Annotated in this window: 13 protein-coding genes and 1 pseudogene; all 14 read right to left on the bottom strand. The window is 62.3% G+C overall.

The window, feature by feature from the left end; translation table 11 throughout:
* Positions 1-106: 106 nt before the first annotated feature.
* The gene (gene uvrA / locus ACIPG5_RS17565) at positions 107-2,623 is read right to left on the bottom strand and encodes an excinuclease ABC subunit UvrA (RefSeq protein WP_401376667.1); all 2,517 of its coding nucleotides are present in this window, start codon (positions 2,621-2,623) and stop codon (positions 107-109) included.
* A 184-nt stretch (positions 2,624-2,807) separates the two neighbouring features.
* Entirely contained in the window at positions 2,808-3,785 is a 978-nt protein-coding gene (locus ACIPG5_RS17560; RefSeq protein WP_401376664.1) for a T6SS immunity protein Tli4 family protein, read from the bottom strand.
* A 152-nt stretch (positions 3,786-3,937) separates the two neighbouring features.
* Positions 3,938-5,008: a T6SS immunity protein Tli4 family protein gene (locus tag ACIPG5_RS17555; RefSeq protein ID WP_401376661.1), complete on the bottom strand. Its 1,071-nt coding sequence runs from the start codon at positions 5,006-5,008 to the stop codon at positions 3,938-3,940.
* Entirely contained in the window at positions 5,002-6,702 is a 1,701-nt protein-coding gene (locus ACIPG5_RS17550) for an alpha/beta fold hydrolase (RefSeq protein ID WP_236193957.1), read from the bottom strand. Before ACIPG5_RS17550 ends, ACIPG5_RS17555 begins: the two co-directional genes overlap by 7 nt.
* A gap of 219 nt (positions 6,703-6,921) precedes the next feature.
* A pseudogene (locus ACIPG5_RS17545) lies at positions 6,922-9,403 on the bottom strand (type VI secretion system Vgr family protein); the annotation flags it as partial.
* A gap of 36 nt (positions 9,404-9,439) precedes the next feature.
* Complete coding sequence (locus tag ACIPG5_RS17540) at positions 9,440-10,240, bottom strand: hypothetical protein (RefSeq protein ID WP_401376658.1); 801 nt, start codon at positions 10,238-10,240, stop codon at positions 9,440-9,442.
* 125 nt (positions 10,241-10,365) lie between these two features.
* The gene (locus ACIPG5_RS17535; protein ID WP_401376656.1) at positions 10,366-11,226 is read right to left on the bottom strand and encodes a hypothetical protein; all 861 of its coding nucleotides are present in this window, start codon (positions 11,224-11,226) and stop codon (positions 10,366-10,368) included.
* Positions 11,226-12,347: a hypothetical protein gene (locus ACIPG5_RS17530; RefSeq protein WP_401376653.1), complete on the bottom strand. Its 1,122-nt coding sequence runs from the start codon at positions 12,345-12,347 to the stop codon at positions 11,226-11,228. The genes ACIPG5_RS17535 and ACIPG5_RS17530 overlap by 1 nt, the downstream gene beginning before the upstream one ends.
* An 11-nt stretch (positions 12,348-12,358) precedes the next feature.
* On the bottom strand, positions 12,359-12,613 hold the full coding sequence (locus ACIPG5_RS17525) for a PAAR domain-containing protein (RefSeq protein ID WP_176517291.1): 255 nt from the start codon (positions 12,611-12,613) through the stop codon (positions 12,359-12,361).
* A 35-nt stretch (positions 12,614-12,648) separates the two neighbouring features.
* Complete coding sequence (gene tssA, locus ACIPG5_RS17520; RefSeq protein ID WP_401376650.1) at positions 12,649-13,734, bottom strand: type VI secretion system protein TssA; 1,086 nt, start codon at positions 13,732-13,734, stop codon at positions 12,649-12,651.
* A 99-nt stretch (positions 13,735-13,833) separates the two neighbouring features.
* Positions 13,834-14,352: a type VI secretion system tube protein Hcp gene (locus ACIPG5_RS17515; protein ID WP_176517289.1), complete on the bottom strand. Its 519-nt coding sequence runs from the start codon at positions 14,350-14,352 to the stop codon at positions 13,834-13,836.
* A gap of 107 nt (positions 14,353-14,459) precedes the next feature.
* On the bottom strand, positions 14,460-16,952 hold the full coding sequence (gene tssM, locus ACIPG5_RS17510) for a type VI secretion system membrane subunit TssM (protein ID WP_401376647.1): 2,493 nt from the start codon (positions 16,950-16,952) through the stop codon (positions 14,460-14,462).
* Positions 16,949-17,872: a type VI secretion system-associated protein TagF gene (gene tagF / locus ACIPG5_RS17505; protein ID WP_286914789.1), complete on the bottom strand. Its 924-nt coding sequence runs from the start codon at positions 17,870-17,872 to the stop codon at positions 16,949-16,951. The genes tssM and tagF overlap by 4 nt, the downstream gene beginning before the upstream one ends.
* Before the next feature lie 34 nt (positions 17,873-17,906).
* Positions 17,907-21,788, bottom strand: coding sequence for a type VI secretion protein IcmF/TssM N-terminal domain-containing protein (locus ACIPG5_RS17500; protein WP_401376644.1), 3,882 nt, complete (start codon positions 21,786-21,788; stop codon positions 17,907-17,909).
* Positions 21,789-21,796: the final 8 nt, after the last annotated feature.

Below are 21,796 nucleotides of genomic sequence, written 5' to 3'. Positions count from 1 at the left end.
TTTTGGGCAGGTTGGCATGCAGGGATGCCAGGGGGAGTATAGGAAGGATTTTGTCCGAGGTTGATGTTCCGGCAATACCGGCCCCGCGAAAGGGCCGCTACCGCCGCTACAAGGCCCTTTCCAGAAACGCGGCCGTGCGGCTGTCACCCCATCGGGCAACTTCCTCAGGAGGCCCGCTCACAACAACTTTGCCCCCTGCATCCCCAGCCCCCGGCCCGATATCGATCACCCAGTCGCTCTGCGCCACCACGCGCATGTCATGCTCGACCACCACCACACTGTGCCCGCTGTCCACCAGCCGGTTGAGCTGCACCAGCAGCCGGTCGATGTCCTGGGGGTGCAGGCCGTTGGTGGGCTCGTCCAGCACATACAGGGTGGCCCCCCGGGCCATGCGCTGCAGCTCGGTGGCCAGCTTGATGCGCTGCGCTTCGCCGCCGGACAGCTCGGTGGCCGGCTGGCCCAGGCGCAGGTAGCCCAGGCCGATGTCCTGCAGCACCTGCAGGCAACGCCGCGCCGGTGGCTGCTCGGCAAACACCTGCAGCGCCTGGTCGACGGTCAGCTGCAGCACCTGGGCGATGGTCATACCTGCCCAGGTCACGGCCAGGGTCTGGGGGTTGTAGCGGGCGCCATGGCACGTCGGGCAGGGTGCATAGACGCTGGGCATGAACAGCAGCTCGACGCTGACGAAGCCTTCGCCCTCGCAGTTTTCGCAGCGGCCCTTGGCAACGTTGAACGAGAAGCGCCCGGCATCGAAGCCCTTTGCCTTGGCCTGCTCGGTGGCGGCAAACAGCTTGCGCACGTGGTCGAACAGGCCGGTGTAGGTGGCCAGGTTGGAGCGTGGCGTGCGGCCGATGGGCTTCTGGTCGACCTGCACCAGCCGCTTGATGTGCTCAAGGCCCGCGCTCACGTAGCCGCTGCCGAGCTGCTCGGGTTCATCTTCCAGGCTCTGCTCTTCGGCCTCGGCGCGTTGTTCGGCGTGGCCCAGGTGGGCGCCGACCAGCTCCAGCAAGGCCTGGCTGACCAGGCTCGACTTGCCCGACCCGGAAACCCCGGTGACCGCGGTGAAGCAACCCAGTGGAAACTGCGCGCTGAGCTCGCGCAGGTTGTTGCGGCTGATGCCCTCGAGCTGCAGCCAGGCCTGCGCCTGGCGCGCTGTGCGACGGGCGGGCCGGGCCTCGGCGAACAGGTAGGCGGCGGTACGCGAGGCCGCCACCTGGGCAAGGCCCGCAGGCGGGCCGCTGTACAGCACCTGGCCGCCGTGCTCGCCGGCCGCCGGGCCGACGTCCACCAGCCAGTCGGCGCGGCGCATGGTGTCCAGGTCGTGTTCCACCACATACACCGAGTTGCCCGCCTGCTTGAGCCGCTGCAAGGCCTCGAACAGCGCCTCGCTGTCGGCGGGGTGCAGCCCCGCCGAGGGTTCGTCCAGCACATAGATCACGCCAAACAGCTGCGAGTTGAGCTGGGTGGCCAGGCGCAGGCGCTGCAGCTCGCCGGACGACAAGGTCGGCGTGCTGCGCTCCAGGGCCAGGTAGCCCAGGCCAAGGTCGATCAGGGTGTCGATGCGCTCGAGCAGCTCGACACTGATGCGCTGGGCGGCCAGGCGCTTTTCCAGGGTCAGGTTGTCGTCGTGCTGCTCCAGGTAGCCGTGCGCCGAAACCTTGCGAAACACCTCGGCCAAGGCCTGCAGCGGCAGGCGCGAGAGTTCGCCGATGTCACGCCCGGCGAACGTCACCTGCAGCGCCTCGCGCTTGAGCCGCTTGCCCTGGCACAGCGGGCAGGGGCTGGGGCGCATGAACTGGGCAACGCGCTTGCGCATTTGCGCGCTCTGCGAATGCATGAAGGTGTGCAGCACATAGCGCCGCGCACCGCTGAAGGTGCCCTGGTAGCTGGGTTCGAGCTTGCGCTTGAGCGCGGCGCGGGTCTGCGCCGGGGTGAGGCCGGCGTACACCGGCACGGTCGGCGTTTCTTCGGTGTAGAGGATCCAGTCGCGTTGTGCCTGGGGCAAATCGCGCCAAGGGACATCCACGTCATAGCCCAGGGTCACCAGGATGTCGCGCAGGTTCTGCCCCTGCCAGGCCATCGGCCAGGCCGCCACGGCCCGCTCGCGGATGGTCAGCGACGGGTCCGGGACCATGCTCGCCTCGGTCACCTCGTAGACCCGGCCCAGGCCATGGCATTCGGGGCAGGCGCCTTGCGGGGTGTTCGGCGAGAAGTCCTCGGCATACAGCATCGGCTGGCCGGGCGGATAGCTGCCGGCGCGCGAGTAGAGCATGCGGATCGAGCTGGACAGGGTGGTGACGCTGCCCACCGAAGAACGCGCGCTGGGCGTGCCGCGCTGCTGTTGCAGGGCCACGGCCGGGGGCAGGCCTTCGATGGCGTCCACGTCCGGCACCCCGACCTGGTCGATCAGGCGCCGGGCATAGGGCGCGACCGACTCGAAATAGCGGCGCTGGGCCTCGGCGTAGAGGGTGGAGAAGGCCAGCGAGGATTTGCCCGAGCCGGAGACGCCAGTGAACACCACCAGGGCATCGCGCGGGATGTCGACGTCGATGTTCTTGAGGTTGTGCTCGCGGGCGCCACGGACGCGGATGAAGCCGGGTGGGGTGGGGTGGCGGGGCGGCATGGGGGCTGTCCTTGGCAGTGGGGAAGCTAAGTTAGCAGTATTTGAATTGGCATGGGCGACGGGGCTTGGTTTGTGCGGGAAGACTGGCGGATAACCTTTACTTCAAGGCAAGACCGGGACAGGCACCAGTGCCACAGTCGATACCGAACGCTTGGGAACGGCCCGCAAATCTGGGTGCTTTGCTTCATTCGGATAAAGGTTTGAAGCTCTGCAGGACATGGTCCCAAAACGCTAGTGCCTGATCGTCCGACTGGAAATGGGTGCCTTGCTCATGCGTACCCAGTTCGATGGCAATGTAGGGGCGGGTGTTAGATTCCAAGGTGCCCTCATACTCAAATTGGAAAGCATAGAACGTTTTGCCGTCAAAGGTTGCGCTGACGGCCACCTCCTCGCCATGTATTCCACCGACACTGCGATTACGTTTTCGAAGTAGGTTTATCTTGCCTGAGTTGGCCAGGTCGCTGATGGAATGGTCATAGTGTTTGTCATCAAATCGCTGCAAGAGGTTGGGTTCTTTTTTTACGATGCCTTTAGTGAGAAGGCTGATATAGGTCTCTGGGTGCCCCGCTATCTGCGCGCCCATGTAGATCGATTCAAAGAATTTATCGTTGGGTAGCGTCGTGTAGCCCGCCTCAACGGCAAAAGCGCCCGCTGGAGGCGCCTCGCCCGGATTGCGGAAATTAATGGCATTGCTCAACATTCGCATCTTTTCAATGCCGCCGGGCACGCCCCTTTCAGAAATTGTCTTGGCCATCAGGTGATAAAGCGTATTTTTATGGGTTAGGAAGAAGGCGTTGAAGGTGTAGAAGCTTTCCAACCGTGAAATAATAAGTACGCTGCCGTTATCGAGAGGCACTGTTCTTTCGTAGCGGCTACTGGTGCCCCGGGCGATACCTTTTTTTAGCGCTTCGACTTTTTGACCTAAAAGTATTGCTAGGTCGGCCTGTGCGTTTTTACTGACGAGTTCGAGTTTTTCGTCGAGCAGTTTGTAGTCGGCTGAAATTTCTGATTCCTTTGGCAGGGCGATCTGAAAGCGGCCGAAATAATGGGTGCTCCAGTTGTTATTATCCATTCTGCTGCTTTCAGTTATATTGGCTGCTTCGGCGGTATCGAATAGGCAAAAGACAAGTATCATCAAGAATGCATGCATCGAACGGTCCATTCGTGGTTGCTTGCGTCGTGGGAGTGCACGCGCCATCGCCTCTGTCCATTAAATGGCAGATTCGATTCGCTAGCGCTGAAATTACGTGCGCTTACTAGCTGAACGAATGCCCCATGACGGGTTGCATGGGGCGGCTCGGTTGGATCCTTGAGTTATCTCGCAGCCAGCGAATCGAGCGCGGTATCCCAAATTGACATGAATTCGGTTTCTGTCAACGCGTTGGGCTCATCCGGATTAGAGAATCCTGTTCCAGCGGCCGGTTTTTGCTTGGAAGTAAAGCTGTAGTCCAAGTCCAGGCGAAGTTCAGGTTTGTCCTCGCTGTTAGGGATGCCAGGGAAATACCAGATAGCATTGATTTCGGTCAAATAACCGCCATCTGTTTTTTGTGTATTCGCCTCAATGACTTCTTCACCCACGACACCATTGACAGTACGCTTCGTATTTCGGTATATCCGGTGTTCCGCTTCCGATTTCAATTGCCAAGCAGCCTGGTCGCTGGGCGATGGTTCACTGCCGTTTCTTTCCGACAACGCTGGGTTGGCTTCACCGGCATACTGTTTAGAGGTGAATTTTGCTCGAAGCTTGGGGCGCTCGGCGAATGTGAAGTGAACATAAACGCCCTCGTCACCGGTCGAATGGGGTAGGCAGCCATCAACAAAACACACCCCTGAGTTGCGCGTCACGCCGTTGTGGTCAATGCGTTGAAGTATTGATTTGATTTGCTCGTCTTTGTTGAGTGTGCTGTCATTCCCCAGTTCGAACTTCAGATTGTTGGCCCAATGATAAGCCACCGTCGAATAGACAACCTTGTTGATAGGCGATCCGTCGAGATCTTCACCTGTAATTCGCGTGTAGTCATATTTGTAGAGGAGGGCACCGTCGGACAGCTTCTCTTGAATTGCGGGGTGTTCAGCATTGCCCGAGTTGCGGCTTTCGATAGCCAGCCAGGCTTTTTGAGCCTCACGCATTGCCCGGGCCTTGATGTAACCCGGTGTAATGGTCAAAGGAAGGCCGTCCAAATCCAGTGAAGCACCGCTCATTACCGCATCGGATGGCAGATCAAGCGTGTAACGTCCGACCAGAACCGTCTTGGAAATAGTTTCAGGGTTTTCCATTATTGGCGATGCTCCAGAAGCGAATGGGGAGGTCAATGCGACGGCGAGCAGGCCGCAGTGAATGGGCAGGCAAAGGCTGCGCTTGGCAAAATTGAGAAACTCTAGCATAGGCTTTTGGCGCTTTTGGCAAGGCTGAGAATGGAGTGCAACGTGATCGCTCGGGCCGACTTGTCGTTATAGGAAGCGCTGTGTTCGAAGCCGGATAGGCGCGCTGAAAACTTGATATGGCGAGTGACAGCATCAGCAGAGTGCGTGGGGACGGTGCCATCGCCTGAATCATCTTGAGAAGCCATGGCCGCATGGTAGGCATCGCCACCGTAATCAGCGCCAATGACGGCAGGCCCATACAATGGCTGGTAGGCGATTTTCCCGGCGGTTTGAGTATTGTTAAGCGTTAAATAATTGATTCTGTTATCCGTGCTCAATCGCAAATTAGCCGTCACGTCTTCAGACGCCTTCGGCGAGAATTGACCTGTCTTGTTTTGGAACGCTTTCAAAATCCAGTCGATTTTGTTCCATGCTGGATGTTTGCCGTCGGCGCCAAAGTGCGCGTAGGTTTCTGGGAAATAATAGGTGCCCAGCGTCATATGGAAATTCTGGGCCATTTTGAGATTTTTCAGGTAAAGATACCAGCCACTTTGAAGGGCCTGCATGTCTTTGGCGCGAGGCTCCACCAGGCGTGGATCGCACAGTCGCCACCAGGCTGTCGTCTTGGAATAGATCTCGTCATACGGGTTGTTGGCCTTGGGCATCGACATCAACAGCGGGCCATTTTCCTTCTCCCAGCGGACATTCAGCCAGCCATTGCCGTAAAGTTGATTAGGCAGTAGTTGCAATGGGCCGGGTGCGGCAAAAACCGGCGTGACCTCATCCGCATTTGCGCCGATCGCCATACGGCCCTTCCAGTCTTCCCAACCTGCTCGCACACGCCTGTACGCGGTACCGGCACCAATTGCCGGTTGCACACCGTGTACAACGCCCAAAATATTTTTTGGGTGCTTCTGGGCACAGCGCCGCCCAACCAGTCCGCCCATGGAGTGAGTGACGAGAATGACGTTATCGCATTTCAATTGCAGACGTGTTCTGCAGTCGTTGAGTACAAATTGAATATAGCTCGCCAGATCATCCGCAGACTCTTCGTTGCTCCTTAGCCAATTGTAGCCGCAGGCATAGACCGGGTAACTCCATGACGACGCCTTCTTGTAAGCATCCAGGTCGAGCGCTTGATATCCCTTGATGGCTTGAATACTTCCTTCGAAGGCAAGCATGGCGCCTTTTATTCTCGGTTTGTTCTTGCCGTCATCATGGTAGAGATTTTTGAGCTCAGCCTCTAGAAAGCTCAATATAGGACCGTAGCCGCCGAGATCACTCAAGAGAACAGTACCCCAACCTCGCTTTTCTATCTCTGCTTTCGGCAGCGGACAGCTGTCCAGGTCAAATCCGGAAAAATCGGCCTCGCCCGGCGCGCGGGGCACTTTCGTTTGGTCCGGGTCGAGTAAGGCCTTCTTCTCAGCAGGGGTGAGTCGATTGAAGCCGCCAACGAGACTTTTGACACCCATCCACCCCAGGCTGTCAGGAAACCAGCTCCAACGGCCCTCGAGTTTTTTGACAAGGTTCTTATTTTTGCCGGTTGCAAGCAGCGGGGTGCCCATGATGCCGGGAACGAACACGATGGGTATCGCCTGCCTAGGGCTTATGTACAACAAGTTGTCCGCACAACCTGTGTTTTCCAACGGAGCCGATGCCTGTTCGCGCCCATCGGGCCCTATTTCGGTTCGCAGCGTAGTTTGTTTCTGTTCCATACGACACCCTTGATTATTCGATGATCTTGAGGAGGTACTTGCCTAGCATGTCGCTCTTTTGCTGCTGGGCGCGGCCTTCGGCATCAGTAATGCCGCTGATGATGCTGCCGTCCTCTCGATGAATTTCGTATTTCACATTGCGTGCCACTTCCCCATTTTGATATTTGAGCGCAACGCGTTTTTCAAATTTCGCATCCGGCATGTCATTGAAGCTGTGCGACAAACTGGTTGGGCCACTGAAGGTCTTCTTCGCCCCCTTGACATCAATGGTCCCCGGCGCGTGAATTTCGATATTGCCGCCCTTGATGCGGATATAGCCGCCGCCACTCGTGAGCAAGATGCCATCCTTGGCCGCAATCTCGATGCCCGCCGCAGTGGAGCTGAGCTTCATGTTCTGCAGCGAGGTCAGCAGCATTTCGTCGTTCTGCGCCTGCAACTCCACCTTGCCTTTGGCCGCAAACAACTTGGCCCCGGCGTTCTGCGCAAACAGGCTGATGCTCTGCACCACACTGGCCAGCAGCGACTTGCCGCTGGCGATGCTGACATCCTCACCGGTACTCACGGTCAGGTGCTTGCCACTGTGCAGGTGAGTGTTCTGCGGCGTGGCGGTGGCGATGTCGGCCGGGGAAGAGGCGATCAGCAGCGGCTTCTGGTAACCCGGGGTCTTGCCGCGCCCGCCGTTGCGAATTGCCCAGGCGGTATCGCCGCCGTTGCGCTGCTGTTCGCTCGGGCCCTGGCTGGGGCTGCTGTTGTCGTTGCCGTAGGTGACGTCCGCGTCGGCGTTGAGCTGGGTCAGGCTGTCGAGGCCGGCTTGCAGGTCGTTGGCGTTGTGCTGCTGGGCGGTGTCGGAGAGGGTCTTGAGGCGTTGTTCGCTGTTCTGCAGCTGCTGCTGGGCTTCGCTGATGTCGAGCTGGGCGCCTTCGGCGTTGCTGCGCTTCCAGGTGCTCAGGTACAGGCCTTGCTGGGCGCGCAGGGCGCCATAGGCGTCGGTGCGCAGCTCGAAGCCGGTGCCGCGCAGGCCGCCGCGGTTGTTGCCACGCTGGTCGATCAGGTAGCCGAGGTTGAGCTGGGTGTGGCCGTGGCTGCTGTGGAGTTGCGTGCGCACCTGGCCGGTGGAGTCGTCCATCACCCACTGGTTGAAACCGCCGCCGCCGACTTCCTTGCTCTTGTAGCCGCTCATCAGGCCGCTGGAGTGCCAGGCGGGTTTGTGGCCGCCGTACACCTGGCCCATGACCAGCGGGCGGTCGATGTCGTTGTCGAGGAAGGTGACCACCACTTCTTCGCCGGCGCGCGGCACGTGCACGCTGCCCCAGTCGGGGCCGCTGCTCGGTTGCAGCATGCGCAGCCAGCACGAACTCAATTCACCGTCCTGGCTCAGGCGGTCCCAGTGGAAGCGCACGCACAGGCGGTTGAGGCTGTCGGTGAACACTTCGTGGCCGCTGGGGGTGACCACCACGGCGGTCTGCGGGCCAGGGCAGGTGGGTTTGGCGTGTTCGAACGGGCTGCGGTAGGGGGCGCTGTGCAGCTGGCCTTCGAAGGTGCTGAGGAAAAAGCCATAAGACGCTTCGCTCAAGGCCGAACCGAGCAGGTTGTCGGGAGGCGCCGGGCGCACCGATTTGAACAGCGGTGCCAGGCTACCGGGCGCGTCACGGCGCTGCTGGGCCATGGGCAGGTTGCTTTCAGCGAAGAACTGCACCTCGATCAGCATGAACTGCCGCGCCTCGGCGGCCTTGCGTGCGTACAGCGGGTGCTGGGTCAGCTCGAACCAGCGCCCGGCCTGCAACTGGCGCACCCCACCCTGGCCGTGCACACGGCGGGCCTGGGATTCGCGCTGTTCGATCTGCACGCGGCTCAGCCACTCGCCGCGCTCCTGTTTCTGCCAGGTGTACTGGCCCTGGTATTCGTAGCGTTCCAGGGCGGCAGGCGCGGAGGCGGCCTGCAGCGCCGGCATCACGCTTTCCCGCGGTTGGCTGTGCGCCAGGTAATCGACGCTGCGCCAGTTGAGCTTGCCGCTGAGCAGCTGCGAGCCGGTGCTCCACTGGGTGATGCTGTCCTGTTTTTCGGTGACGCTCTGGGTATGGAACGGCAGGCTTTGCGGGGCGAGAGCGGGCAGGGTGTCGACGCTGTCGGTGAAGACGATGCAGTGGCTGTCGGCCTGGTGCTCGACGTACCAGAACAGGCCCTCGAGTTCGCACCAGCGCTGCACGAAGTTGGCGTCGGTTTCGTTGAATTGGGTGACGTAGGACAGCGGCGCGTACTCGCGGCGCAGGTCCAGGCGGTAGTTGCCCTTGGCCTGGGGGTACTGGGCGAACACGGCTTCGAGAATGGCTGGCAGGTTCTTGTCCTGCCAGATGCGGCAGTCGCTGCGGTATTCGAGCAGGCTGAACCAGGGTGCGAACACCAGTTGCCAGTCGTGCAGGCCGCCGTCGCTGCCCAGGTAGCGCACGCTCTCGACCAGGCCGTGGCGCGGGGCCTGGGTGCCGTCGTCGCAGAGCAGCGCCAGGGTGACGGGTTGGCCGATGAGTTTCTCCGGGTCGTACTCGGTGTCCTGCACCAGCACATCGAGGGTGTAGCGCGGGGTGCGGCCGAGGCGCTCGACGCCGTGGGCGCGCAGGGCCTGGAGCGCGTCGGCACCCAGCGGGGTGGTCAGCTGCAGCAGGCGGCCGCTTTGCGAGAGCGGGGTGCCGAAGGTCAGGTCCATGACAAGGGATCTCCTGAGTGGGGGCTGAAGAGTGGGTTATTCCAGGGCCTTGATGGGCGGGTCCTGGTAGTTTTCATCGATGGCGATGCCCATCTGCTTCAGGCGTGCTTCGGTTTGGGCGCGTTCCTGGGCCATGCGTTTGAGTTCAGCGGGGAGAAGGGTTGTCCATTTCTCCCTGTCTTCACTTTCAAAGTAACCTTTGTAGAATTCAGATTCGGATTCGACGGTGAGAGTGAATAAATAGGAACCCTGTTCCTCAGGAGCAGTCTCGCTCTTTTCACGTTGGACGAAAAGTGTCAGATAGATACCATCCTTGTAAAAATACCAGTTGCTGAACATTGGCATGGCCAACCATTCTTCCTGAGTAAGCACTAATGCGGGATCACTCCAAGGACCTGTCCCGATTGGTTTGCCCAAGACCGACCTGGGGTTGTCGAATTTTTTCGCCTGATCCCCCGAAATCCTGGCTTCGTTTTGCATGATAAATCGATGCCATCCTTGGTCGAGTAAACCGTTTGCCAGCTTGCGAAAATAATCCATAGCAAGCGAATATGAAGAGTCTTGGTTGACGCCCCCTAGGGTAATGTTAGCATCATTTATAATGTCGCTATTGTAAGTACCTAGCGTAACAGCTACGGCATCATCGAAATGAAGGGATGTCGATGAGTGAGGGTTCATGGTAAGATCCGCCCTCTGTCTCTCAGCAAATGACAGCGAATATTCGTAGAGACAGATGCCGAGCATGCAATCCTTTTGAAATTCAACAGAAGAATTAGAGGCTGCACTTTCGATACTTTCGTTAATTTTAAATTCTATAGCTGGCTTATTGCTGCCCATCTGTGACTCTCCACACGCTGCAAGGAGGATAAATATAGCAAGCCCTGAGATCTTATACATTGTCACTCCAGTTTGCGATGGTGCGAATACTTTCATGCATATAAGGGGCTTGAATATTCAGTGGGTTATTCCAGGGCCTTGATGGGCGGGTCCTGGTAGTTTTCATCGATGGCGATGCCCATCTGCTTCAGGCGTGCTTCGGTTTGGGCGCGTTCCTGGGCCATGCGTTTGAGTTCTTCAGGAATAAGTTTCAGCCAATCGTCACGATCGTCACTCGCAACAAATTCTTTGTAGAACTCCGATTCGGACCGTGCATTTAATGTAAATAGGTAAGATCCCTTTTCTCGCGGCGATTCAGCGCTGTTCTCTCGCTGCATGCTTAGAATCAGATAGATACCATCTTTATAAAAGTACCAGTCGTTGAACATTGGCAGCGATAGCCACTCTTCCAAGTTTAATCTCAGTGAAGGGTCAAGCCATGGACCTGTGCCGACGGGCTTGCTCAGCACCCTGCTGGTGCTTTCAAATTTTTTGGCTTCTAAACCCGGTATCCTTGCCTCGTTCGGCATGATGAACCGATGCCAACCCTGTGCCAGCAAGTTGTCTACTCGCTGATAGAAGTAGCCCATGGCCTGGGCGTGTGGTGAGTTAGGGCTGACGCCACCAAGCGTGATTTCTGCATCATTTACGATATCGCTTTCATCTGTGCCGAGCGTCACGCTCACCGCATCCTCAAAATTTAAAGAGGTCGTGGTTTTAGGGTTCATTAATACGGTCGCGCGACGATCTCTGCTAAATGAAAGAGAATATTTATAGAGGCAAATGCCTAACTTGCAGTCCTTGCCGAACTGCTCCGAAGAAGATCCTAGCGCCTTCTCGACAGGCGCGCCCAACTCAAATCGTATAGTGGGCTTTTCGCGATTCATGTCCGCCTCCCCACAGCCGACAAGCCCCAGCAAAAATGCATATCTGGCGAACTTCATCATCAGGTGTGCTCACTCGTTTGCAGGCCAGCAACTGCTACCTGCGAAGGGCCAAGCAACCACCCCTGGGTCTGCGTCGAGCCATGCCGGTCGAACACCAGCACCGCGCCCTGCAGGCTGTTGGCCGCCTGCAAGGCGAGCGCCAGCGCGCTCATCTCGCTGATCCCATGCCCGTATTCGCCCGCCAGCAGGGCATGCCCGATAACGTGCTGCTGCAGGTCGCAGTCGGGCAGGCAGGTGTTGAGGAACTGATACAGGTGCTCAAGCCGGTTGTCGTCGTGGTGGCCGTCCGTGACCAGGGCCTTCACTTCGGCGATTGCCATACGGCTGCGTTCGCACAACTGCTCGGCCACCTGCTCGAGGCCTCCCGTGCTCTTGCGCGGCTGCAAGGCGCGCGGGCCATGGGCCTCGGTCACTGGCGGATAAAGCTGCCAGCGCGCATTGCCTTCGGGGTTGGCCAGGTCGACCCGTTGCAGGTTCAGCACGGCAATCGCTTCGCCTGCCATGCGCTCGCCTGCAAGGCCGCCGGCCCTGGCCAGGGTCGCCCACGAGTCGAGGCCGATGCACAGCAGGTTCGGCGCCTGCAGGTCATTCTGCAGCGCCCAGGGCAGCCAGGTGGCAAAGGCTTGCTCGGGGGCGATGAAACCGTGCCCGGGCAGGTAGTCGAATGGCCACATTTCCAGCGCAGCATCCAGCCACGGGTCGGCCTCTATGTCGGTCGGCGCGAACAGCACGACCTGGGTCTGGTCCCAGTCCAGCTCGGCGGCAAAGTCGTGCCATTGGCCGAACATGCCTTGTAGCAGTTGCCGCGCCCTTGGCAGGGCATGGACTTCGGCGCGCTCAGTACCTGCACGGATGCGCCGCACATTGCGCCGGTGCCCGGCCGGGCTGACCAGCCGTGGGTCGTGTTCGAAATCGGCGGTCAGCTTGCCCAGCGCCTTGCCGGCCCTGGCCTCGGCCGGGCTCAGGTTGGGCAGCCACAGCCAGGCATCGGCCAGCCCAATGCGCGTGCTGTCGTAGTGCGCCACGGGGCGCGGCGGTGGGGCCAGGCGCTGTTGCTGTTCGCGTCGCTCGCCGATCACATCCCACAGTGAACGGTGGCCCTGGGCAAAGGGTTTCAACATGCGGGCTGTCCTTAGAGTATTCCGGTGTCGCTGTTGGTCGCGATCAGGCTGGAGCCGCAGGCGGTCTTGTCGCCATGGCGGGCCACCGGCATGCCGTCGACCAGGGTGGTGCTGTCGCCGCTGGCGATCACGCAGGCACCGTGCAGGCACATCACCTTGTCGCCCATCCGGGCCACGGCGCGGCCGTTGACCACGGTGGAGGATGAGCCCTGCACGACCATGCCGCCGCGGTCGGTGGGGTCGTTCAAGAGAATGATCGGACGCATGTCGAAACTCCTTTTCTGGCGGCTAGGACCACAAATCAGTCACGAGGTTGCAAGGTGCCGAGCACATCGCGGATGCCATCGACCACGCCGCTGTCCTTGATCACATCGTTGAGCCAGGACTCCAGCGGCATGTTGCCCCACTTGATCGCCCGCTCCACCAGGTACGGCACCGGGCTGTGCGGTTCGGTCTGCTTGAAGAATTGCGCCACGCCCTGGAGCAGGGCAAAGGCTTCCTCGCGGTTCAGCGGGGTGGTGCGCAGGGGCGCATCGCTGCTGCGCTGCGTGGGCGCGCGGGTGGCAACGGCGTCGGCTTCTGGCCTGTGCTCGGGCTCGCTCGGGGCGGGCGCCGTGAGCCGTTCCACACCGCGCTCCTTGAGCAGGCGCTCGACCAGTTGGCGGGCGTCCAGCAGCACGTCATTGAGTGCCAGGAAGCTTGGTACATCCTGCTCGAACGCGGCGTCGGCGGCCGCTTGCAGCTGCTGGCAGGCGTGCAGGCACTGGCTGATCTGGGCGTGGCGCAGGTGCAGGTGTTCGGTGTCGGTGAGCACCACCGAGCGCTGGAACAGTTCGGCGTTGATCTTGCCTTCTTCCAGTTCCTGGTGCATTGCCGAGGGGTTTTGCCGGGCGAGGTTCTCGACCTGCCGCGACTCTTCGTACTTGTGCAGGCTGTAGTGTTGCCCCTGGGTAATCGGCAGGGTGCGCACCACTTGGGTCAGCGTGGTAGTCAGCCACGCCAGGCGGGCCGCGCGTTCCTCCACACCCTCGTCGAGGGCGGGGTACAGCGTGTCCCAGAAATCTTCCAGCAGGGCCTGGGCCACTGCCAGGGAAAAACGGACCCCAACAAAGTGCTTGCGGTGGGCCAGGCCTTCGCTCAGCCACGCCACCAGCATCAGGTCCTTGCTTTGCTCGGTGAGGCCGGCCGCAGCGAGTTGGATCACCTGCTCCCAGTCGGCCTGCTTGAGGTCGGTTTGCCAGTCGCCCTGGGTCAGGTAGTCGGCATCGGCGCGGCGAGCTTCCTTGATCTGATCGAACAGGCTGGAAAAACTCAGGTCCTCGCCGGCACCGCCATCGATCGGGGCGCGCAAGGCAGACAATGAAAGGTCGTCGAGAATGTCGGTCATGGACGGCTCTGCAGCAAAGGTAAAAGGAAGGTCACCGTGCCGAAGCGGCACGGGACCCTCGAGCGAGCTGCCCGTTACCGGCGGCAGCTCAGGTCAGGCTCAGGCATAGACCTTGTTCAGCGAACGGTCCCAGCCGCCGGTGACCTTGCCGCCACCTGCGCCATCGGAACGCTTCTGCTGGGTGTAGGTGGTCTTGATGCGCGAGAAGTTGAACTTGATCTCTTCCATCGGCAGGTCGCTTTCGGCTTTGGCTTCGCCGTCGATCGGCAGGTTGCCAAGGAAGTTGACCGAGGAGATCACCACTTCTTCGAGGGTGATGGTCAGGTAGGTCACCTTGTCACCACCGGCACGGTTCACGTTCAGCACCACTTCCTTGATGTGCTGGCCTTTGCAGCACGCCTCGAAGGCCTTGGCAGAGGCCTTGTCGACGTACTTGCGGATGGTGAAGTCGCTCAGATTGACACGCTCGGACGACGCACCGCCGGAGGAGCTGGCAGTGGCCGAAGTGGCCTGGGTGGCGCCGTACTGGTAGCCCAGTACTTCGATCCAGTCCTTGTGCTTGTCGTCCAGTGCTTCGCCTGGGATGCCGTCAATCTTGAGGTAAGCGTCAAATGCCATTTTTACGTTTCTCCATAGGTGTAAAGGGCTTCCATGATCCATAGCGTGGACCTGCCCTGAGGTTGACCCCGGCGAACGGTTCACCGGGATCGTATTGAGACCGGGCGTCAATCAAGTGCCCGGACCTCGATCTCTACGCGCCTGTTCGGTTCCAGGCACTGAATCAGTTCGGCGCGCGGCGCTTGCAGGTTGCAGCGCACCAGTGGTTTGTTGCTGCCTTCGCCCACGGCGTCGACCAGTTCTGCCGGCAGGCCCTTGCCCACCAGGTAGGTCTTGATGGTCTGCGCGCGTTGCCGCGAAACCTGCAGGTTGCTCTGCGCATCGCCGATCTGGTCGGCGTGGCCGGTGATGACGATCTTGCCGACGTTGGGGGTGTTCAGCAGTTTGTTGGCGATGCTGCTCAACTGGCGCTGGCCGGCGGCCTCAAGGCTCTGGAAGTCGGCGCGGCCGAAGGCGAACAGCGTGTCGGACTCCAGGGTGATGGTCTCGATGGCACGCAGCGAGCGCGACAGCAGGCTGTTGATGTAGTTGCGCGAGCTGGAAATCAGGAACGCGTTGTTGAGGATGCGCGGCACGTCCGGTTCGCGGACCTGGTCGCTGTAGAAGGCGATCTGGCGCCCGGCGAACTGGTAGTCGTCGGCTTCGCCGGCAGCTTGCGCGGATTGCCCGGCAGTGCGTGGCACCTGCTTGTAGATCGCCGGGTACCAGTAGTCGGGGATGCGCGCCTTGAGCACGGCTGGCTCGGCTTGCTCGCGCTGGGCCTTGGACAGCATCAGGTAGGTGTCCAGGGTGGTCTGGCCGAACGTGGCGACCGATTGGGCACGGTTGTCCACCGGCAGGGCGCGTGGCTCGACACTGTCGATGCCGCTCACCGCTTCCAGGCGCGCGGCATTGCGCTGGTAGATCTTGATGCTGCTGAGCAGGTACAGCGAGCGCGTCAGGTTGTCGGCGGTGGGCTTGAGCATCACTTTTTCCAGCTGGGCGAAATAGCGCTCGCGGATGAAGGGCTCGATGTCGTGGCCGCTGTACAGACCCATGCGCATGGCCAGCGGCACGCCGTCGACGTGGTGGCGGGCATACAGTTCGGCCGCCGCCTGGCGCAGCTGGTCGAGGGTGTGCCAATCGGTGTACTGCTGGCTGGCTGCGGCGTCCTGTTGCTGGGCGGCCTGCAGATTGCCGGCCACGGCCTGGATGGCGGCCTTGTTGTTGCTGTACGACCAGCCCCAGGCCAGGCACAACGTCAACCCCGCAACGCCAGCGGCGGCGACCCAGGCGGCCTTGCGCCGGGCCTCGCGGTGGTTGCTGGTGTACAGCGCCACCAGGTGCTGGTCAGGGATGATCACTTTGCGGAACAGGCTGGCGATGAACAGCGGCGCGGCCTGGTTGTGGCCACCCGCGGTGTGGGCAGGCGCGGCCAGGGCGAAGCGCTCGCGCACCTGGCGGGCATAGGCTCCCTGGGCCGGCTCATCGGCGTCCAGGGCGCTGGTGAAGTAGAAACCACGCAGCAGTTCGGCGCTCTGGTAAGGGTTGGCGCGCAGCAGGTCGGTGACAAAACCCTTGAGCAGCGGCTTGAGCGCCGCCAGCTCCAGCGGCAGGCGGTAGGCGGCCGGGTCCTGGCGGGTCAGCTGGATGTCCTGCTCAAGCACTTGCTGGTCGGCCAGTGCCTGCCAGTGCTCGACCAACGCGTCCAGCGCGCTGGCAAAGCGGCTGCCCCAATCGGCCTGTGCGAAGCCTTCGTGGGCGAAGGTCTTGCCCATGACCTCGTCACGGGCGGCGGGGTCGAGCTGACGCAGGAAATGGGTGAAGCCTGGCAGCAGGTCGCACTTGCTGAACACCAGGTAGATCGGCAAGCGCAGCGCCAGCAACTCGTGCGCCTCCTGGATACGCTCGCGCAGGCGCTTGGCCAGGCGCTCGCGGCCTTCGGCGCCGGCATTGAGGATGTCTTCGATGCTGACAGCCACGATCAGGCCGTTGAGCGGGCGGCGCTGGCGGTGCTGGCGCAGCAGGCCGAGGAAGGCGCGCCACTTGCCGGCTTCTTCCTGGTTGTCGATGTAGCGCCCGGCGGTGTCGAGCAGCACGGCTTCGGAGCTGAAGAACCAATCGCAGTTGCGTGTGCCGCCAAGGCCTGCAACCCGTGCGCCTTCGCGGTCGGCGTAAGGGAAGGTGAGGCCGGACTGGTAGAGCATGGTGCTCTTGCCCGAGGCCGGCTGGCCGATCACCAGGTACCAGGGCAGGGCATACAGGGCGTCCTTGTTCGCCCCCGGCTTGGCCGAACCCTGCAGGCGCTCCAGGCTCTGCAGCAGGCGCTCGCGCAGCAGGCTCACTTCTTCGCGGTCCTGGGGGCTGGCATTGAGCACCGCTTGGTCGGCGTCATCGCGCAGCAGGGCCTGCAGGTCGTGGTGGTTGGACACGCCTCGGTACATCAGCAGCACGTAGGCGGCCGACAACAGCATGAACAGCCCGATACCGGCCAGCAGGCTGTAGAGCGAGGCAAAGCCCAGCGCCACGCCAGCCGCCCAGACCAGGAAGATGGCCAGGAAGAACACCACGCCGAGCACATACGGCTGGTATTTGAAGAAGTAGTACTTGAGCCTGTTCATCGATACTGTTCGTCCCGCGCGCTGGCAAAGCGCTCAATGAAATCGTTCAGCGCCAGGTCGTCGGCTGGCAGCGCCAAGGCGCCACCTGCCGCTGGCTGGGGCAAAGGGTCCAGCAGGTTGTAGCGCTCATGGGCGCCGGCCACGCCAGTCAGCACGCGGTACACCTCGTCGCAGCCGCGCGAGGCGAAGCACAGCAGTCCCGGGCGCATGAAGTTGTCCACGAGCACGCTGACATCCGGCATGCCGGCGCTGCCGCGCAGGCGTGACAGCAGCGTGCACCAGAGGTCGGCCATCGGCCGCTTGAGCCCGCTCTGCGCAGGCAGGGGCAGGTTGATCGCGGCAGGCTGCCCGTGCTTGAGGGCGGCGCGCAGGCGGTACAGGCTGGCCATGCCGGCCTGGGTGTCGAACTCCGGGTAGCTGTGGCGCAACGGCCGGGCGACGTCGTGCAGGTTGAAATCGCGCAGAAACTTCTCGTGCACCCGGCGGTACAGGTCCAGGTCTTGCGCGGTCCAGCCGCGCATGGCCTTGATCCGGGCGAACAGCTCGGCCATGTCGCTGCCTTGCGCGGCCTGCATCAGCAGCGGCTTGATCTGCCCGGCAAACAGCTCGCTGAGGATGTGTGGGCTGACGAACTGGCCGTCGTGCTCCACGCGGATGCTCTGGAACACCATGAACGGGTAGCGCCGTCCGCTGGTGTCGCGCGAGCTGATGAAGCCGCCGAGCAGCCACTGCCCGCTGCGGCTGCGGTAGCAGAAGAAGCACACCGGCAGGGCGTCGAAACGCTCGCGCCAGTCGGCTTCGGCCTGCATCCGGCCAAGGCCGTTCTGCAGCCACAGGTCGAACTCGCAGACCTCCGGCAGGGCGCCGTTGAGGCTGACGAAGTCGGCGCTGGCCGGGACTTTGCCGAAACACCCGATCATCGTGCGCGGGCCCCTTGCATCGTGCTTGCCATCGTCAGTTCACCCGCGCGCTGTCATTGAGCACGCTCAGTGCCTTGACCTGGGCCAGGTCGGTCATCTTCACCCCGCCGTAGTTGCGTACCACCAGGCTCACCGGGCCTGCCACCGATTGCCAGGTAAAACGCTGCTGGATGGTGTCCAGGTCGCTGACCCGGGCACTGTCATTCATCTTCAGCAGGCCCCAGCGGCCGGGGTAGTCGAACACGGTGATGCGCTGGCCTTCCAGGGTCACCACGTCCAGGCGTGCGCCCGGTGTGTTGTTGCTGCCTGGCCAGGCGAAACGGTTCCAGCTGGTGCGGCCGTTGCGGTAGTGCTGCTCCTGGCCATCGAGGGTGAAGATGATGTCGGTGTAGCGGGCGGACGGTTCGAGCATGATCTCGAAGCCGTTCTCGCGGTCCGACAGGCTGGCGATCACCTGGCCCACGGAGCTGGCCTTGTCGATGCTGTCGACCATCCGCGCGTTGACCAGGGGGCTGGTGTTGTTGCCGCTGCCCATGCCCAGCCCTTCGCCTGCGGCCAGGTTGCCGATTTGGTTGCGCTTGAAGGCCGGCAGCAAGCCGCTGTCGGGGTCGACGAAGCGCTGCAGGTCCTTGACCGAGGCTTCGTTGTCGCTGCTGGCGACGATCGGGTAGCGGTGCGCCATGACTTGCTGCCAGGGGCGGGCGATGTCCTGCGCCCAGGCTTTGGCGATCTGCTGCCCGGCGGGGTCGCGCAGGGTTTCCCAGGTGTACTGCAGCGGCGAATTGAACAGCCGCAGCAGCGACTCGGAGAGGCTGCCGGCGCTGGTGTCGACGCTGGTCTCGATGTAGTTGCGCACCAGGGTCACCTCCGAAGGCTGGCCTTCGAGGGTTTCGCTGATCAGCAGCTTGCTGTTCTTGCCCACGTCCTGGGAGCGCTGGATATTGCTCAGGCGCACCTTGAGCTTGCGCAGGGCAGCCAGGTAGCGGTCCATCACGGTACTGTCGGCGCCCTCGGCGTTTTGCGCGGCGAACAGCCGCGAGACCGGCTCGAAGCGCTTGGCCAGGCTGGCGTCGTCAACCCGTGGCAGCTTGGCGACGATGGCTTCTGCCGCAGCGCCCTGGCTGGCGAACACGCCCTTGATGCTGCTCCAGAAGCTGTCCTCGGCAGCATTGGCCGGGGAGGCGGAGGCCTGCTTGGGCAGGTCCCAGTCGGTGTTGTGGTTGACCGCGGCCAGCAGGCTCTTGACCGGCGAGTTCTGCACGTCGCTGAGCACGGTCAGGCGTTCGCTGGCATTGGCCATGTCGGTGAAGTGGCGCACACCCACGCCTTGCAGCAAGGTGAACCAGGCATCGGCGTAGTCGGCCTTGTAGCGGGCCAGCAGCTCACGCATGAAGTTGGCCTTCTGCACCAGGCCATTGCCGCCTTCACCGTCGAGCACCCAGTCGCTGTCGTTGCGCAGCTCGCCCGAGAGCAGCTTGATCAGCTCGGGCTGGACGAACGTTTCCCAACCCTGGCGGGTATAGAAAGCCGGTACCGATTCTGCCGAGAACAGCTGGTTGCGGCTGTTGGCCGGGACCATGTCGGCCAGGGTCAGCGCCGGATACTGGCGGCCGGATTCCAGTTGCAGGCGCAGGTATTCGCGGTCGACCAGGGAGCTTGCGATCATGAACGAGCGCAGGCTCTGGCGCGCATCGGTGACCAGCTGCTCGTTGCGCCGCAGGGCGGGCGCCGTGCCTTGCTGCAGGTAGCGCACGTACATGGCGCTGTTGGCGGCGATCAGCTCGGGGCTGATCGCCTGCCCCTGTGCCTGCGCCGCCTCGACCCAGGCGCGTGGCAGCTCGGTGGCGACGAAATCGGCATCCGGGTGCGCCTGCGGGTTGGACAGGATCAGGTAGAGCTTGAGCGCGCTGTACGCTTCGATCACCGAGGCGATCTGCTGCTCGCTGAGGCGCCCGAGGCTGTCTTCGGACAGCGACAGCCCGGCGGTGAGAGCGGTGTCTTCCGAGGAGTCGGCGCTGGATACCGAACGGGCCTTGTCCTGCAGCGCATCGAGCGCGCGGCGCCGGCCTTCCTGGCCCAGTGCCTGGCTGCCGTTGCCGGCGACGGCAGTCAGCCGTTCGGCCACCTGGGGCGCCTTGAATACCTTGACGCCTTGGGCAGGGGCGGCGTTGCTCGCCGCTGCGTTGGCCGGGCGGCGCTTGCCGCTGTCGGCCAACGGGGTGCGGTCGATGGTTTCGGCAAACTGGTTGAGCGCGCGCAGTTGTACTTGCAGCTGCTTGCCGATCGGCTCCAGGGCCTGGGTGCGCAGTTGCTGCAGGTAAGCCTGGCGCAGCGGGCCGAGCAGGTCGGCGCCACTGTACAGGCCAGCGCCCAGCGCCAGCGGAACGCCTTGGGTATCGTAGCCCTCGAACTCGCCCAGGTAGCGGCGCAGCTGCTCCATGGCCTGGCCGGAAGCCAGGCGCTCGGCCTGGTCCGGCGCCTGTTCGAGTTCGCTCAGTTCGCCGCCGATACTGCCCAGCACTTGGCGGTTGTTGTGGAACGACACACCTTCCCAGGCCAGCAGCGCCACGCCGGCAAGGGCTGCGGCACCGGCCAGCGCCGGGGTGAGGGCGCGGGTACGCCCCTGGCGCGAGTAGTACAGGCTCAGGTTGCGGTCGGGGAACACCACCTCGCGGAAGGTGCCGGTAATGAAGTAACTCTTGTCACCGATCTTTTCTGCAAGCCGGCCGGTACCTGCGCGTTCGCTGGCCTGTAGCGCGTAATGGGCGCCCAGCGCATCTTCATACACCGGCGGCAGTTGCTCGTCGGTCTGCAGTGCGCTGGTAAAGTACACGCCGCGCACGATCGGCGGTGTGCGGCCTTCGGCAGTGCGTTCGAACTGCTCCAGAAAGCCGCCCAGCACGCTGGCCAGCTCGGCGAAATAATTGGGGAACTGCAGCAGCTCGACGTCGGCCGTGTTGCCGGCGCCGATCAGCTGGCCGTCGACGTGTTCGCGAACACTGCCCAGCAACTGGCTGAAGCGCGCTTGGGCCACGGCGCGCAAGCCTTTGCTGCGCACCTCGGCGAGCGGGAAGGTCATGCCCAGAGGTTGTTGGCGCTGGTTGTTGTCCAGGCCTTCGAAAGCCTGGTTGAAGCCCGGCAGCAGGTCGGTCTTGCTCAGCATCAGGTACAGCGGCGGGTTGACCCCCAGGCACTCGCTGTACTCGTCGATGCGCCCGACCAGGCGTGCGGCGATGGCCTCGCGTTCGGCAACCGTGGCGCAGATGATCTCCGGCAGGCTGACCACCAGCACCAGGCCGTTGACCGCAGGCTTGCTGCGCTGCTTGCGCAGCAGTTTGAGGAACGCGGCGAACTCGCTGGCCGAGGCATCGTCACGCAGGTAGCGCCCGGCGGTGTCGATCAGCACCGCCTCGGGGCTGAAGTACCAGTCGCAGTGCTGGGTGCCGCTGTCGAAGCCGCTGGCCTGGGCGCCGGCAATCGAGGCATGCAGCCCGGAGCGGGTCAACAGCGAAGTCTTGCCCGAGGCCGACATGCCGATTACCAGGTACCACGGCAGGTCGGACAGCGCCGAGGCGCCGCCACCCCCTGCCGAGCGTGCCGAACGCAGCATGGCGATGGCGTGCTTGAGGCGCTCGCGCAGCACATGCTGATCGCGAAACTCGCCTTCGCTGCCCAGCGAACGGTCGACTTCCAGCTGGACCAGGTGCTCGATGTTCTGCTCGGCGCGGATGCGCCGGTACTGGCGCAGCACCACCAGCAACAGGCACAGCGCGCTGAACAGCGTCATGGCCACGTACACCTGCTCCGGTGCCAGCTGCCAACGCGGCAGGGCGAACCAGCAGATCAACAAGCCGATCACCCAGCCCAGGGCCAGCGCGAACCAGAAATTCTTCAAACAGCGCAGTAGTGCTTTCATGTCTTCCT

Origin of the sequence: Pseudomonas sp. NPDC087029 (assembly GCF_044745345.1) — a bacterium.
GTDB lineage: Bacteria > Pseudomonadota > Gammaproteobacteria > Pseudomonadales > Pseudomonadaceae > Aquipseudomonas > Aquipseudomonas faucium.
This window is presented reverse-complemented; position numbering and strand designations above follow the sequence as displayed.

Excerpts from the sequence above, each read along its gene's own strand:
- uvrA (WP_401376667.1), bottom strand. The coding sequence starts at position 2,623 with ATGCCGCCCCGCCACCCCACCCCACCCGGCTTCATCCGCGTCCGTGGC.
- ACIPG5_RS17560 (WP_401376664.1), bottom strand. The coding sequence starts at position 3,785 with ATGGACCGTTCGATGCATGCATTCTTGATGATACTTGTCTTTTGCCTA.
- ACIPG5_RS17555 (WP_401376661.1), bottom strand. The coding sequence starts at position 5,008 with ATGCTAGAGTTTCTCAATTTTGCCAAGCGCAGCCTTTGCCTGCCCATT.
- ACIPG5_RS17550 (WP_236193957.1), bottom strand. The coding sequence starts at position 6,702 with ATGGAACAGAAACAAACTACGCTGCGAACCGAAATAGGGCCCGATGGG.
- ACIPG5_RS17540 (WP_401376658.1), bottom strand. The coding sequence starts at position 10,240 with ATGGGCAGCAATAAGCCAGCTATAGAATTTAAAATTAACGAAAGTATC.
- ACIPG5_RS17535 (WP_401376656.1), bottom strand. The coding sequence starts at position 11,226 with ATGATGAAGTTCGCCAGATATGCATTTTTGCTGGGGCTTGTCGGCTGT.
- ACIPG5_RS17530 (WP_401376653.1), bottom strand. The coding sequence starts at position 12,347 with ATGTTGAAACCCTTTGCCCAGGGCCACCGTTCACTGTGGGATGTGATC.
- ACIPG5_RS17525 (WP_176517291.1), bottom strand. The coding sequence starts at position 12,613 with ATGCGTCCGATCATTCTCTTGAACGACCCCACCGACCGCGGCGGCATG.
- tssA (WP_401376650.1), bottom strand. The coding sequence starts at position 13,734 with ATGACCGACATTCTCGACGACCTTTCATTGTCTGCCTTGCGCGCCCCG.
- ACIPG5_RS17515 (WP_176517289.1), bottom strand. The coding sequence starts at position 14,352 with ATGGCATTTGACGCTTACCTCAAGATTGACGGCATCCCAGGCGAAGCA.
- tssM (WP_401376647.1), bottom strand. The coding sequence starts at position 16,952 with ATGAACAGGCTCAAGTACTACTTCTTCAAATACCAGCCGTATGTGCTC.
- tagF (WP_286914789.1), bottom strand. The coding sequence starts at position 17,872 with ATGATCGGGTGTTTCGGCAAAGTCCCGGCCAGCGCCGACTTCGTCAGC.
- ACIPG5_RS17500 (WP_401376644.1), bottom strand. The coding sequence starts at position 21,788 with ATGAAAGCACTACTGCGCTGTTTGAAGAATTTCTGGTTCGCGCTGGCC.